The following is a 13,203-nucleotide window of genomic DNA, read 5'->3' on the forward strand; positions in this document are numbered from 1 at the left end:
CACTATGCCATCAGTCCTCCGAAACAACCCTGTCGACCTTCTCGTCATCGGTGGCGGGGTCAACGGCGTGGGCGTGGCACGCGATGCCGCCGGGCGCGGTCTCTCCGTCGTGCTCTGCGAGAAGGGCGATCTGGCCGAAGGCACATCCTCGCGCTCCGGCAAGTACATTCATGGCGGCCTGCGCTATCTGGAGTACTACGAGTTCCGCCTGGTGCGCGAAGCCCTGATCGAACGGGAAGTGGTGCTGGAAGTGGCGCCCCACCTGACCTGGCCGCTGCAGCTCGTTTTGCCGCACAGCCCGGAGCAGCGGCCGCGCTGGCTGATCCGCCTCGGCCTCTTCCTCTACGACCACCTGGGCGGGCGCAAACGAATCCCGGCCACCCGCGCGCTCGACCTGCGCAGCGCACCGGAGGGAACAATGCTGCGCGAGGCCTTCACCAGGGCCTTCGCATACTGGGACGTCTGGGTCGACGATGCCCGCCTGGTGGTCCTCAACGCCGTCGATGCCGCGCGGCGTGGGGCCGAAATCCTGCCGCGCACCGAATGTCTCTCGGCCCGCCGCGATGGGGAGATCTGGCACGCGAGCCTGAAGGATGCGGAAACCGGAGTCCTGCGGGATATCCAGGCCCGCGCCATCGTCAACACCGCGGGACCCTGGGTGGAGAAGGTGCTGGGCAACGTGGCCGGCGTGAACGCCAAGCGCAGCGTGCGCCTGGTCAAGGGCAGCCACATCATCCTGAAGCGCTGGTGGCAGGGCGACCACGGCTACGTGCTGCAGGCCCATGACAAGCGGCTGATCTTCGTCAATCCCTACTTCGACGACCTGGCGCTGGTCGGCACCACCGACATTCCCTTCGACGGCCGTCCGGAGGATGTCGCCATCGACCGCGGCGAGACCGACTACCTCCTGGCGATCCTGAACCGTTACTTCAAGACAACGCTGGACCCGTCGGATGTCGTCGCCTCGTTCTCCGGCGTCCGGCCGCTCTACGACGACGATACGGCCAAGGGCGCCTCCGCCGTGACCCGGGACTACGAACTGGAGATCGACGGCGGCAACGGCCGGGCACCCATCCTCTCCGCCTTCGGGGGCAAGCTCACCACCTATCGCAAGCTCTCGGAGCACAGCTTGGAGAAGCTTGCCGCGTGGTTCCCGCAGATGGGGCCGGCCTGGACCGCTTCGGCACCGCTTGCCGGCGGCGCCATCGAGAATGCCGACTTCGAGGCCTGGCTGAATGACTTCCGGGCGGCCCGGCCATGGCTGCCTGCCGACCTCGCCCACCACTACGGGCGCTGCTACGGCAGCGAGGCCGCCGAGATGCTGGGCGAGGCAAAGTCTCTCGCCGACCTCGGCCGTCACTTCGGGGCGCTGTTCTATGAACGCGAGGCCAAGTGGCTGATCGCGCGCGAATGGGCGCGCAGCGCCGAGGACATCCTGACCCGCCGAACCAAACACGGTCTCTTCCTGACCGAGGCGGAGCAGGCAGCGTTTCAAGAATGGCTGAGACTGGATGCCGTCGCATGAGCCCCTACCAAAGCCTTCGCAACACGTCTGCCTTTACCGACCTCTGCCGGGTCTCCGCCCGCCTCGGCAGAGATCCTCTGCAGGTCCAGGGACCCGGCGGCAACGCCTCCCTGAAGGACGGTGTCGCCATGCTGGTGAAAGCCTCCGGCACCTGGCTGGCCGAGGCCGAGACCGAGGACATCATGGTGCCGGTCGACCTTGCACGGCTGCGCGAGGCCTTGAAGGCCGGCGACCCCAAGGCCGACAACGGCGCCGTCTTCGTGCCGGAGGATGAGAACGCCGGCGATCTCCGCCCCTCGATCGAAACCTCCGTTCATGCGATCTTCGACTGGCCGGTGGTCCTGCACACCCACTGCGTCGCGACCATCGCCACCGCTCTGCGCGCGGATGCAGGGCAGGTCGTCGCCGAACGCCTGGCCGACCTGGGCGCGGCTTTCGTCCCCTACACCAAGCCCGGTCTCGCCCTCGCCCAGGCCATCGATTCCGTGACCGGTCCGGAGACCCGGGTTCTCGTGCTCGGCAACCATGGGCTTGCCGCCGGTGCCGAAACGGCTGAGGAGGCTGAAAGGCTCATCCGCGAGGTGGCCGGCCGCCTGACGCCTGCCCTCTGCGGGCAGGAGCCGGCAACGCCCGACCTTCCGCAGTCCCTGGGCGACCACGGATGGCGGGCCGTCGAACACCCGGCAACGACCGCTCTCGCTTTCGATCCCGCGCTCCTGGGGCGGCTGCGCGGCGGCAGCTTCTACCCGGACCATGTCATCTTTCTGGGACCGGGTGTCTTCGTCGCCGCTCCCGACGAGTCCCCGGACGTAGCCTTGGCAAGGGCGACCGAGGAACCCCGCCAGAAGCTCGTCGTGTTTCCGGGACGCGGCGTCGCCCTGCCGGCCGACGCGTCGCCCGCTATGCAGGCCATGGCCCGCTGCCTGGGCGATGTCGCCCAGCGGCTCGACCCCGAGGCAGCGCTCACCCGCCTGACGGCGGAAGACGAAGCCGAACTCCTGAACTGGGATGCGGAGAAGTACCGCCAGACGCTGGACCGCAGTCCGGCAGGCAGCGCTTAAACGATCTGCTCAGAATCCGACGGCCCTTCCAGCTGGGCGGTCTGCTCATAGAACAGGGTCGGCGTCGACCAGTTGGGGTCCTCACTGGAAAAGAGATCAAGGAAGGCAATCGCCAGCGCGGGGTCCTGCGTCACGTTCTCCTTGAAGGACCACCAGGTGCGGATGTTGGAGAGATCCGGAGCCAGCGTCAGCGTCTCGTCGAAATCCTGCGCCAGCACCGCCGCGCGCACGTTCAGGCAGTAGGCGACGTAAGCATAGCCCTCCGGCCAGTAGAAGGCCGGGTTGGACGCGTCGGAGCCCACCGGCACGCTGACCACCTCCAGCGGTACGTCGCGGATCAACTGCTGCAGCATCAGACCGGAGGCAAAGTTGGTGAAGGCGCGCCGCGCCGCCGGGTCTTTCGGTTTTTGCGCTTCGAAGGCTCTCAGCCAATGAATGAAGACCTGGGCAAGGCGGTCATTGTGGATCTGGTAGTCGACACCGCTGGCCGCCGAAATCGCTTCCACCTGCCGCGCGAACGACTGCTTGAACCACCGCATGCGGCGCATCGCGCGGCGGATCGGGCGGTCGGTCTGCGGCAGGGAATCGGGCAGCGGCAGCGCCATGGTCGCCTCAGATCTTGTCTGCGTAAGCGGAAAGAAGTGCCCGCAGGCGTTCGGCGTCGCCCATGCACTCGGCCACCTCGGTCTTCAGCGCCTCGGCCATGTCGCAGCAGGTGAGCAACAGCGCTTCGGCATCCTCCGGCCCGTCCTGCCGCTCGGCCAGAAACCACAGGATCAGAGCGAAGATGGAGAGCTTCTCCAGTTCTTCCTCGGTAAGAGGCTCACTCTCCTCTTCCCTGGCTGCCGGCAGCAGGTCGCGGATGACGCCGCGATCGACCATCTCCTGCATCAGGGCCGCGGCCAGGGCAAAGCGGTCTTTCTCCGCCGCACCGGATTGAATGGCCGCCTTGTAAGCCTCTGCGCTACGCACTTCGCTCACCAGCCCTTCGCTTGCGCCCAGGTGGGGCAGCGCCCGGGTCAGCCCGTGATAGGCCGCCTGGGCGAAAGCGATTTCGGCATGGCCGATGTGCTCGATCTCTTCCAGGGTCGCCGTGGTCAGGCCTTCGCCGGAGTCGCTGTCGAGGAACCGCCGGGACAGGCCCGCGGCGACGTCATTCACGCGATCGGCGATCTGATCGAAGTCCCGCAGCACCGACCGCGCCACGTCGCTGATCGGTGAAGGAATCGGGTCCAGCGGCGGGTCAAGAAAAGTGCGGCCGCGCTTCATGGTGAAGCGCAGCATCCTGAGAGCATCCTTCAGCGGCAGACGGGCGGCCGAAGGGGTGAAGCTTCGTTGCGTCGTGGGCATGGCCTGGACCAGCTGTCACCTTCATTATGTAGTGATTCCCGCGCTGGAGACCAGCGCTGCGATCAGACTTTCACAAGCATGGACCTGACCGGTGTCTTTTCGATGAACGCCATGGTCGCCTCCAGCGAAGTGACGCCCGCCTGCGAACCCAGACCCATGGCGTTCTGGGCCGAGGATGCCTGCCCGAGGCGCACGCAGGCCTCCGGGTCCAGGCCCATGTGAAGGCCCGTTGCGAAACCCGCATTGAAGCAGTCCCCGCAACCGCAGGTGCAGACCACGTCGATGTCGAAGGCCGGAAGATGAAACCGGGTGCCGTCGCTATGCCGGTAGAGCGCCCCTTCCGCCCCCAACGTCAGCACCACGCAGCCCACGCCCTTGTCCAAGAGGAACTTGGCCACGTCGTCGTAGTCATTGAGGCCCGAAAGGGCCATCGCCTCCTCTTCCGAGGGAAGAAAATAGTCCGTGTAGGGCAGCAGTCCTTCCACCAGCGGCATGTCGTCCTGCGTACTCGCGAAAACGTCCAGCGTGGTGATGCAGCCGCGCTCTTTCGCCTTGCGCATCATCGCAAAGCTGGGGGCGCCGTCCATACGGTCCATCAGCCCGACCCCGCCGATGTGGAAGATGCGGGTGTCGAGAACCCGGTCGAGGCGGTCTTCGGTGACGAAGAAGGCGCCGGTCGCACCTTTCTTGTGCAGCGCCGGGCGTGCCCCGTCCGGGCGGGTGGTCACTATGGAGGAAGAGGTCGCGACGCCCGCACAGAGCTCCATGTTGACGGTGTCGACATCGAAGCTCTGCAGCTTCTCCAGGACCCACTTGCCCATGTCGTCGTCGCCGACGCCGCCCACGGCCTGCACGTTCAGGCCGTGCTTGGCCGCGACGATGGCCGCGCTGCCGGCCGCGCCGGAGACCGCCAGGGTCAGTTCGTCGATGAAATAAGTGCCGCCGCCGGGGGGAATGTCCGTCACCGGACGGCCCAGACAGTCGAAGGTATAGAACCCGAGGGAAGTATAGTCGAAAGTCATAGAGCCACGCAGGTCACCGAAGCCGCTCGCCCGACGCGGCATCGAAGAAGTAAAGACGGTCGAGATCAAAGCTGATCTGGGCCGTACTGTCCAGCGGCGCCCGGAAATCGCGGTCGGCCCTGATCTCGATGAGGGTGTCGTCGCTGCGCAGGCTGACGAAGGTCTGGTCGCCTGTCGGTTCGATGCCGAAGATCCTGCCCGTCAGATGGCCGGCGGTGCCGTTGACATGGCAGTCCTCCGGGCGCACGCCGAGAACGGCTTCGCGGCTGACGTCCAGGGCAAGCCCCTCGACGCGGAGTCCCGCCGCGCTGAAAACCCCGCCCTCCAGATGGCCGGCAATCAGGTTCATCGGCGGCGAGCCGATGAAGCCGGCGACGAAGGTGTTCGCGGGGTCGCCATAGATCTCATGCGGGGTGCCGATCTGCTGGATCTCGCCCCCGTTCATGATGACGATACGGTCCGCCAGGGTCATGGCCTCGACCTGATCGTGGGTCACATAGACCGTGGTGATCTTCAGTTGCCGCTGTAGATGCTTCAGCTGGACGCGCATGGCGGTGCGCAGCTTGGCATCCAGGTTCGACAGTGGCTCGTCCATCAGGAAGACATGGGGCTGGCGCACGACAGCGCGGGCCAGCGCGGCGCGCTGGCGCTGACCGCCGGACAGCGCGCCCGGCTTACGCTCGAGGTAGTCGCCGAGTTCCACCATCTCCGCCGCCCGCTGCACCAACGCGGCGTGCTGCTCTTTCGGCACCCTGCGCATGCGCAGGGGAAAGCGGATGTTCTCGTAGATCGTCATGTTGGGGTAGAGCGCGTAGCTCTGGAACACCATCGCCACGTCGCGGTCGCGGGCGTCCACCTCGTTCACCACCTCCCCGTCGATCACCACCTCGCCGCCGCTGGGGTCCTCCAGTCCGGCGATCATGCGCATGGTGGTGGTCTTGCCGCAGCCCGAAGGGCCGAGAAAAACCACGAACTCCTCGTCGGAGATGGTCAGGTTCACATCCTTGACCCCGACGAAGTGGCCCCACTTCTTTGAGATGTTGCGCAGTTCGATCTCAGCCACGGCCTATCCCTTCAATGCGCCCAGGGTCAGCCCCCGCGACAGGTGTTTCTGGATGAGAATCACCAGCAGGAAGATCGGTATGAAGGCCAGGAAGGAGACCAGGGCGATGGCGTTGTAGATCTTGCCGTCCGATCCGCCGGTGAAGTTCGCCAGCGCCACCGACATGGTGTAGGCGTTCTTGGTGGAGGCGATCAGCAGCGTGAAGAGAAACTCGTTGATGGCGAAGATCGCCGCGATGACCGCCGCGGTGATGATCCCCGGCAGGCAGATCGGGATGATGATCTCCCAGAGAATGCGCAGGTCCGAGGCACCGTCGGTGCGCGCCGCGTCCTCCAACTCGTGGGGAATATCCTGCATGTAGGAGCGGATGATCCAGGTGACGACGCTGAGGTTGATCGCCGCGTAGACCAGCATCAGGCCCCAGACCGTGTCCAGCAGGCCGACGTTCTTGAACAGGAAGAAGATGGGAATGGCGACGATGGCCGGCGCCATCATGCGCGTCGAGAGAATGTAGAAGCCGATGTCCTCACGGCCCTTGTACTCATAGCGCGCCAGGGAATAGGCCGCCGGAATGGCCAGCACGAGGTCGATGATCACCGATCCGACGATGGCCAGCAGCGAATTGCGCAGGTAGCTGCCCATGGGCCAGTCGTCCCAGATCATATGCCAGGCATCGAGGGAGAAGGTCGGCCAGTAGATCGGCTGCGGGGTGATGATCTCGGTGCGGGGCCGGAAGCCGATCGAGAGGAACCAGAGGATCGGCACCAGGCAGAACAGCGCCCAGGCCGCCAGCACGCAGTAGCGCAGGAAGAGGTTCTCGCCGGACTTCCGTCGCGCCGCCATCACGCTCTCCCGGAGCGGAAGAACCGCTTCAGCAGTACCTGGGCGATGATGATGGTGAGTATCAGCATGATGGCCGAGGCCGCAGAGGCGTAGCCGAAATTGAACAGCCGAAAGCCGGTGCGATAGATGAAGTAACTGATCGTCTCCGTCGTGCCGCCGGGCGTGCCCTGGGTCATGATGAAGACGTTGGTGAACATGGTGGTGATGTCGATGCCGCGCAGGATGACGGCGACGGCGATCACCGGCCGCATCAGCGGCAGCGAGATGTTCCAGAAGATCGCCGGCCAGCTGGCGCCGTCCAGGCGCGCTGCCTCCTCGATCTCCTTGTCCTGCGCCTGCAGGCCGGCGACGAAGATGATGAAAAGGAAGGGCGTCCACTGCCAGACGTCGGCGACGATCAGGGTCAGGCGGGCGTTCCAGACGACGCCCAGGAAGTCGATGTTCTCGGAAATCAAGCCGACCCGCATCAGGAGATCGGAGATCACCCGACCGTCCATGAAGGCGAGCTTCCAGATGAAGGCCACCGCCGAGGGCATGAAGAGCATCGGCATCAGGAAGATGATGCGCCAGCCGCGGATCAGCGGGTCGCGGTAGGCGAAGAACGCCAGCATCAGCGCGATGACACACTGCAGCGTCAGCGAGATGCCGCCGATGACCAGAGTGTTCCACAGGGCCGCCCAGAACTCGTCGTCCTGGAACAGGTCGACATAGTTGCCGACCCCATTGGGCACCCAGCCAGTGAAAGTGACCACGAAGAATGACTGGTAGATCGCGAAGACGCCGGGATAGAGCGTGATCCCCAGGAGGTAGATCACCGCCGGGGCGACCAGCAGGTAGGGAAAGATCTTGCGCTGAAAGGGGCTGCGGCGCGCGCGCCGAGGGGCGGCGGCAAGCGCCGCCCCTTCAGCCTTGAGCGTGGTTTGCGTCATCAGTGCAAGGATCGCACTTCAGCCGGGAAAATCAAATCGGCGAAGGCTTGCCGCGCCCCACCCAAGTGCCCGCCTCCACCGCGGAGTAGGGGAAGGGTTCGCGGCTGGTGAAGAAGCCGTTCCTCTTCATGATGGACCGCCAGGCCTCGGCGCCGGCATCGAGCGCCTCCTTTGCGGAGGTCTGGCCGACGACGGCCTTGTTGATCTCGTTGCCGAGGACCTGCTCCATCTCGAACATGCCGGGGATGCGCGGCGCGCACCAGGCGTATTCGAGACTGTCCGCCCAGACCTTGGCCGGCTGCGAGACCGCTTCCAGCCGTGGATTGGTCAGCACCGACTTGTAGCCCGGGGCCACGCCGTTGGCGTTGGCCTCGTTCATGGCCATGATCGAGGCGGTGGTGAGGAAGGCGAGCATGAGGAAGGCGCCTTCCGGGTTCTGCGAAGTCGAGGCGACGCAAGAGGTGGAGCCGGCGATGTTCGGCGGCGCGAAGCGGGCGCCTGCGATATCGACGCGCGGTTCGTAGATGGTGACGAAGTCGTCGACGATCTGGCTCTGGTCCGGGCGCATGGCCTGGGTGCCGCTGTCCTGCCAGGAAATGTTGGTTGCGAGCTGACCTCCGAGCCAGGCAGCCCGGTTTTCCGGCCAGCCCCAGCCGGCGACGCCCTGTGCCGCGTTTTTCTGCAGATCGAGAATGATCTCCAGACCCTTGATGCCGGCGTCGTTGTTGAAGATCGGGTTCCAATCGCTGTCGAAGAGGTCCATGCCGCACTGGGCTGCAACATGCTCCCAGGTGTAGGTCGACCAGAAGCCGCGCGCCGCCATCAGGCCGACACCGGCGACACCCGGCTGGATCTTGTCGAGTTCGCCGGAAAGGCGGATCAGATCGTCGTAGGTCTCGACGGTCTTCCACTTGTCGATCGGCCCGCCGGTCACCTGCTCGACGAAACCCTTGCGCAGATGCACCATCTGAATGTCGCAGTCGAAGGGAATGCCGTAGATACCCTTGTCGCCGAAGTGGCCGTAGTTCAGCAGGTAGGTGTCGTAAAAGTCATCCAGCGGCAGCTTCCACTTCTCCGCGTAGTCGTCCAGGCGCGCCAGGAAGCCCGGGGCGGCGAAGTCGCCGAGCCAGGGTGAGAAGAACTGCAGCGCGTCGAAGCTGGCATTGCCGGAAATAAACTCGGCGATGGCCTTGTCGTAGAAGCTGTCGTCGGGAATGGGAACCAGTTCCACCTCGATCCCCGAAAGCTTCTCGAAGGGCACCAGGCCTTCGGCGGCGGACTCCTGGTCGGCAGCGCCGATGGCGAAGCGCACGGTCTTGCCGGCCTGTTCGGCACGCACGGCTTCCCAGTCCACCGTTCGGATCCAGTCCTTGTTGGGATCCCACAGCGGTTCGTCGGACATGTTGTAGAGCTTACGGTAATCTTCCCGCACGTACTTCGGCACCGAGATGTCGGCCAGCACGCTGGCCGGATCCGGCAGCCCGGACTGGGCGAAGACGGGGGCGGCGAGCGACGTTCCGACCCCGGTCGCAAGACCGGCCGCGGCGCTCGATTTCAGGAATGTCCGGCGGGTGAACCCGTGAGTGGTACTGCGCATCGCTGTTTCCTCCCTTGTGTTCGTTCTTGTCCCCGCCCAACCCTCAAGAACCGGCCAGCCGATCCTGGGCCTTGGGCGGGCCCGGCCGGCGCATGGCCCGGTCGGGCAATCGCGCGCCAGCGCAGCGCGAGAGACAGGTCAGGGTGCTTTTCGGGAAGGTACTGAGACCACGGCGTTCTTTTCCTCCCCCACCCGCTTTTGAACAATGTTATTCTTTATCAACCAAATGTTCAAGCCAGTTCGCTAGATGTCAAGGTCTTTGTGGCTGCTCTTGGCAGTGTACGCCAGAACATGCGTATTGACCATAGAACACATGTTCATTAGACTGAGAATGCGAGCGATTTAAAGGAGAACCGCCCTTGCCCACCAATGTCGCTTTGACCGGCCTGGCCAAGGACCTGGCAGCGCGCGCCGACGCTGGCCGGCCCGTGCGCATTGGGCTTGTCGGCTCCGGAGAGATGGGCACGGACATCGTGACCCGGGTCGCCCACATGCCGGGCATCCGCATCGGCGCCATCGCCGAGTTGGACGTGCCCGCAGCACTCAAAGCCGTCGCGATCGCTTCCAGTGGCGCTTCCAACAGCGCCTTCGACGGCGATGGCCGGGCCAAGGAAGTTTCCTCCCAGGACGATCTGAACGCCACCATGGAAGACGGCGCCATCGCCGTGACGGACGACGCCGACAAGCTTCTCGAAAGCGGGCTCATCGACGTGGTCATCGACGCGACCGGCGTGCCCGCCGTGGGGGCCGAGATCGGACTGGCAGCCATGGAGCGCGGCAAGCATCTGGTGATGATGAACGTCGAGGCCGACGTCACCATCGGCGCCTACCTGAAGGCGCAGGCCGACCGGCTGGGCGTGGTCTACACCCTGGGGGCCGGCGACGAGCCCTCGTCCTGCATGGAGCTGATCGAGTTCGTGGCCGCCATGGGCCATCCCATCGTCTGTGCCGGCAAGGGCAAGAACAATCCGCTGAACATCGAGGCGACGCCGGACGAATACGTCGAAGAGGCCGAACGTCGCAACATGAGCCCGCGGATGCTGGTGGAGTTCATCGACGGCTCGAAGACCATGGTCGAGATGGCGGCCATCGCCAACGCCACCGGCCTGGTTCCCGACAAGCCCGGACTGCACGGGCCGCGGGCAACGAAAGAGGATCTCTCCAAGGTCCTGGTGCCGAAGAAGGACGGCGGCGTTCTGTCGGACGTCGGCCGGGTCGACTATTCCGTCGGCGCCGGCGTCGCCCCCGGCGTCTTCGTGGTCGCCGAGATGTCCCATCCGCGGGTGTCGGAGCGCATGACCGACCTGAAGTTGGGGGACGGCCCCTACTTCACCTTCATCCGTCCCTATCACCTGACCTCGCTGGAAGTCCCGCTGACCTGCGCGCGGGCCGTGCTCTATGGCAAGGCGGACATGGTGCCGCTGGACCGCCCGGTGGCGGAGGTCTGCGCGGTCGCCAAGCGCGATCTGGCACCCGGCGAGACCCTGGATGCCATCGGCGAGTACTGCTACCGCGCCTGGATCATGCGGGCCGAGGAAGCGCGTGCCGAACGGGCCATTCCCTGCGGTCTGCTGACCGACAGCCGGGTCACGCAACCCATCCCCAAGGGCACGCTCATCACCTACGACAACGCCGCCACGCCCGAGGGATCAAAGATCGCGGCATTGAGGGCCAAACAGGATGAGCATCTCTTCGGAAACTGAACGCTGCGGCGCACAGGCGCCGGCCGCAGGCCGTAAGGGCAGCGGCGGGATCGCCCGCCCGGCAGGCCGGCGCGCCGGTAAGACTGCCGCCGGAAACGAACCCTTTGCAATCTGCCACTACACACCGGAGGTGCTGCGCGAGGCCCTGCGCAAGATGCTGCTTATCCGCCGCTTCGAGGAAGGCGCCGAAGACAGCTACATGCGCGGTCTGATCCACGGCACCATGCATCTTTCCATCGGTCAGGAGGCGAGCGCCGTCGGCGCCTGCCTGGAGCTGACCGATCAGGACAAGATCACCTCGACCCACCGCGGTCACGGGCACTGCATCGCCAAAGGAGCAGACGTCGGACGCATGTTCGCCGAGTTCTTCGGCAAGGAAAGCGGCTATTGCCGCGGGCGCGGCGGCTCCATGCACATCGCCGATGTCGACAAGGGCAATCTGGGCGCCAACGGCATCGTCGGCGGCGGCATTCCCATCGCCGTTGGCGCTGCCCTCTCGGCCAAGCGGCTGAAGACCGGAACGGTGGTGACCAGCTTCTTCGGCGACGGCGCGGTCAACGAAGGGGCTTTTCACGAGTCCCTCAACATGGCGGCGATCTGGAAACTGCCGGTGATCTTCATCTGCGAGAACAATCACTACGGCATGTCCACCTCGGTCGAGCGCTCGACCGCGGTACGCCAGGTTTCCGACCGGGCCGCTGCCTATTCCATGCCGGGCGTGACCGTGGACGGCAACGATCTCTCCGCCGTTGCCGAGGCCTGCCATGCGGCCATCGAACGGGCGCGCGCCGGCGAAGGACCCAGCCTGATCGAATCGGTGACCTACCGCTGGCGCGGGCACTCCAAGTCCGACCGCAACCGCTACCGCAGCAAGGACGAGATCGAAGCCTGGATCGCCCGCGACCCGATCCGCCGCTTCGCCGGCCTGCTGAGCGAGCACGGCATCCTCAGCGAAGAGGGCTTTGCCCGGATGGAGGAGGAGGTCGCAGAGGAGATCACTGCAGCCATCGCCTTCGCCAAGGAAAGCCCCGATCCGGACCCGGCCGCCCTCACCCGCGACGTCTATACGACCCAAACAGAGGGTGCCGGATGACAGCCCCGGCCGCCGTGCTGGACAGTCCGCTGCGCGAGCTCAGCTACGCAGAGGCAATCCGCGATGCCCTGGCCATCGCCCTGACCGAGGACGAGCGCGTCGTGCTGATGGGCGAGGACATCGGCGTCTATGGCGGCGCCTTTCAGGTTTCCGGCGATCTGGTGCATCGTTTCGGCGAGGACCGGGTCATCGACACCCCGATTTCGGAGCTGGGCGGCGCCGGCATGGCGGTCGGCGCCGCCCTCACCGGCCTCCGGCCGATCTACGAATTTCAGTTCTCGGACTTCGCCACCCTGGCGATGGAACAGATCGTCAATCAGGCGGCCAAGCTGCGCTTCATGCTCGGCGGCGCCGTCTCCGTACCGCTGGTGATGCGCTTTCCCGCCGGCTCCGGCACCGGCGCGGCGGCCCAGCACAGCCAGAGCCTGGAGGCCTGGTTCGGTCATGTGCCGGGTCTGAAGGTGGTGCAGGCCGCCACGCCCTATGATGCCAAAGGCCTGCTGCTGGCCGCCCTGGACGACCCCGACCCGGTGATGCTCTTCGAGCACAAGCTGCTCTACAAGATGAAGGGGCCGGTGCCGGAGGGCCGCTACACCGTGCCCATCGGCAAGGCCGAAGTCTGCCGGACCGGCAGCGATGTCACCATCGTCGCTACAGCGATCATGGTGCACCGCGCCCTCGAAGCCGCCGAGACCCTGGCGCAAGAGGGGATCGATGCGGAAGTGATCGACCTGCGCACCGTGCGCCCCATGGATCGGGAAACAGTGGTCGCCAGCGTCGCCAAGACGTCGCGGCTTGTCGTCGTCTACGAGGGCGTGCGCACCCTCGGCATCGGGGCGGAGGTGAGCGCCAGCATCGTCGAGAGCGAAGCCTTCGACTACCTCGACGCCCCCATCGTCCGCCTGGGCGGCGCCGAGGCGCCGATTCCTTACAACCCCGAACTGGAAAAAGCGGCGGTGCCGCAGGTGGCCGACATCCTCTCCGCGGTTCGGGGCGTGGTGCGCGGGGCCCGCTGAC

The 13,203-nt window shown here is 65.6% G+C and carries 12 protein-coding genes; 5 read left to right on the top strand and 7 right to left on the bottom strand.

Translation table 11 applies throughout. The annotated features are described in order from the left end of the window. The first annotated feature begins 4 nt into the window (after positions 1 to 4). Positions 5 to 1,525, top strand: a complete 1,521-nt coding sequence (locus tag ACO06P_RS08070) for a glycerol-3-phosphate dehydrogenase (RefSeq protein WP_420349491.1) — start codon at positions 5 to 7, stop codon at positions 1,523 to 1,525. Then, the gene (locus tag ACO06P_RS08075; protein WP_420349492.1) at positions 1,522 to 2,586 is read left to right on the top strand and encodes a class II aldolase/adducin family protein; all 1,065 of its coding nucleotides are present in this window, start codon (positions 1,522 to 1,524) and stop codon (positions 2,584 to 2,586) included. The genes ACO06P_RS08070 and ACO06P_RS08075 overlap by 4 nt, the downstream gene beginning before the upstream one ends. Here ACO06P_RS08075 and ACO06P_RS08080 read toward each other — a convergent pair. The 7 genes from ACO06P_RS08080 to ACO06P_RS08110 all read right to left on the bottom strand — a co-directional run bounded on the left by ACO06P_RS08080 (position 2,583) and on the right by ACO06P_RS08110 (position 9,390). Beyond that, positions 2,583 to 3,191, bottom strand: a complete 609-nt coding sequence (locus ACO06P_RS08080; RefSeq protein WP_420349493.1) for a hypothetical protein — start codon at positions 3,189 to 3,191, stop codon at positions 2,583 to 2,585. The genes ACO06P_RS08075 and ACO06P_RS08080 overlap by 4 nt on opposite strands. A gap of 7 nt (positions 3,192 to 3,198) precedes the next feature. Beyond that, entirely contained in the window at positions 3,199 to 3,936 is a 738-nt protein-coding gene (locus tag ACO06P_RS08085) for a hypothetical protein (protein WP_420349494.1), read from the bottom strand. Positions 3,937 to 3,998: 62 nt separating this feature from the next. Then, positions 3,999 to 4,958, bottom strand: a complete 960-nt coding sequence (locus ACO06P_RS08090; RefSeq protein WP_420349495.1) for a carbohydrate kinase family protein — start codon at positions 4,956 to 4,958, stop codon at positions 3,999 to 4,001. A gap of 13 nt (positions 4,959 to 4,971) precedes the next feature. Next, the gene (locus tag ACO06P_RS08095) at positions 4,972 to 6,021 is read right to left on the bottom strand and encodes an ABC transporter ATP-binding protein (protein ID WP_420349496.1); all 1,050 of its coding nucleotides are present in this window, start codon (positions 6,019 to 6,021) and stop codon (positions 4,972 to 4,974) included. A 3-nt stretch (positions 6,022 to 6,024) separates the two neighbouring features. Beyond that, positions 6,025 to 6,864 (bottom strand): carbohydrate ABC transporter permease, encoded by an 840-nt coding sequence (locus ACO06P_RS08100; protein WP_420349497.1) that lies wholly within the window; start codon positions 6,862 to 6,864, stop codon positions 6,025 to 6,027. Further along, positions 6,864 to 7,793 carry a carbohydrate ABC transporter permease gene (locus ACO06P_RS08105; RefSeq protein WP_420349498.1) on the bottom strand — a complete coding sequence of 310 codons (930 nt, stop codon included), beginning with the start codon at positions 7,791 to 7,793 and terminating at the stop codon, positions 6,864 to 6,866. Before ACO06P_RS08105 ends, ACO06P_RS08100 begins: the two co-directional genes overlap by 1 nt. Before the next feature lie 31 nt (positions 7,794 to 7,824). Next, positions 7,825 to 9,390: an extracellular solute-binding protein gene (locus ACO06P_RS08110; protein ID WP_420349499.1), complete on the bottom strand. Its 1,566-nt coding sequence runs from the start codon at positions 9,388 to 9,390 to the stop codon at positions 7,825 to 7,827. A 359-nt stretch (positions 9,391 to 9,749) separates the two neighbouring features. On the opposite strand from ACO06P_RS08110, the gene ACO06P_RS08115 reads away from it, so the two are divergent. From ACO06P_RS08115 to ACO06P_RS08125, 3 genes are read left to right on the top strand one after another with little or no spacing between them, the layout of a single operon-like run. Beyond that, entirely contained in the window at positions 9,750 to 11,093 is a 1,344-nt protein-coding gene (locus tag ACO06P_RS08115) for an NAD(P)H-dependent oxidoreductase (protein WP_420349500.1), read from the top strand. After that, positions 11,071 to 12,186, top strand: coding sequence for a thiamine pyrophosphate-dependent dehydrogenase E1 component subunit alpha (locus tag ACO06P_RS08120; protein WP_420349501.1), 1,116 nt, complete (start codon positions 11,071 to 11,073; stop codon positions 12,184 to 12,186). Before ACO06P_RS08115 ends, ACO06P_RS08120 begins: the two co-directional genes overlap by 23 nt. Next, on the top strand, positions 12,183 to 13,202 hold the full coding sequence (locus tag ACO06P_RS08125; protein ID WP_420349502.1) for an alpha-ketoacid dehydrogenase subunit beta: 1,020 nt from the start codon (positions 12,183 to 12,185) through the stop codon (positions 13,200 to 13,202). The genes ACO06P_RS08120 and ACO06P_RS08125 overlap by 4 nt, the downstream gene beginning before the upstream one ends. The last annotated feature ends 1 nt before the right edge of the window (position 13,203 follow it).

The sequence above is a fragment of the Pelagibius sp. genome (assembly GCF_965227505.1).
Taxonomy (GTDB): domain Bacteria; phylum Pseudomonadota; class Alphaproteobacteria; order Kiloniellales; family Kiloniellaceae; genus Pelagibius.

Bases quoted from the DNA above. Each gene is read 5' to 3' on its own strand.
- ACO06P_RS08070 (WP_420349491.1), top strand. From the start codon at position 5: ATGCCATCAGTCCTCCGAAACAACCCTGTCGACCTTCTCGTCATCGGT.
- ACO06P_RS08075 (WP_420349492.1), top strand. From the start codon at position 1,522: ATGAGCCCCTACCAAAGCCTTCGCAACACGTCTGCCTTTACCGACCTC.
- ACO06P_RS08080 (WP_420349493.1), bottom strand. From the start codon at position 3,191: ATGGCGCTGCCGCTGCCCGATTCCCTGCCGCAGACCGACCGCCCGATC.
- ACO06P_RS08085 (WP_420349494.1), bottom strand. From the start codon at position 3,936: ATGCCCACGACGCAACGAAGCTTCACCCCTTCGGCCGCCCGTCTGCCG.
- ACO06P_RS08090 (WP_420349495.1), bottom strand. From the start codon at position 4,958: ATGACTTTCGACTATACTTCCCTCGGGTTCTATACCTTCGACTGTCTG.
- ACO06P_RS08100 (WP_420349497.1), bottom strand. From the start codon at position 6,864: ATGGCGGCGCGACGGAAGTCCGGCGAGAACCTCTTCCTGCGCTACTGC.
- ACO06P_RS08105 (WP_420349498.1), bottom strand. From the start codon at position 7,793: ATGACGCAAACCACGCTCAAGGCTGAAGGGGCGGCGCTTGCCGCCGCC.
- ACO06P_RS08110 (WP_420349499.1), bottom strand. From the start codon at position 9,390: ATGCGCAGTACCACTCACGGGTTCACCCGCCGGACATTCCTGAAATCG.
- ACO06P_RS08120 (WP_420349501.1), top strand. From the start codon at position 11,071: ATGAGCATCTCTTCGGAAACTGAACGCTGCGGCGCACAGGCGCCGGCC.
- ACO06P_RS08125 (WP_420349502.1), top strand. From the start codon at position 12,183: ATGACAGCCCCGGCCGCCGTGCTGGACAGTCCGCTGCGCGAGCTCAGC.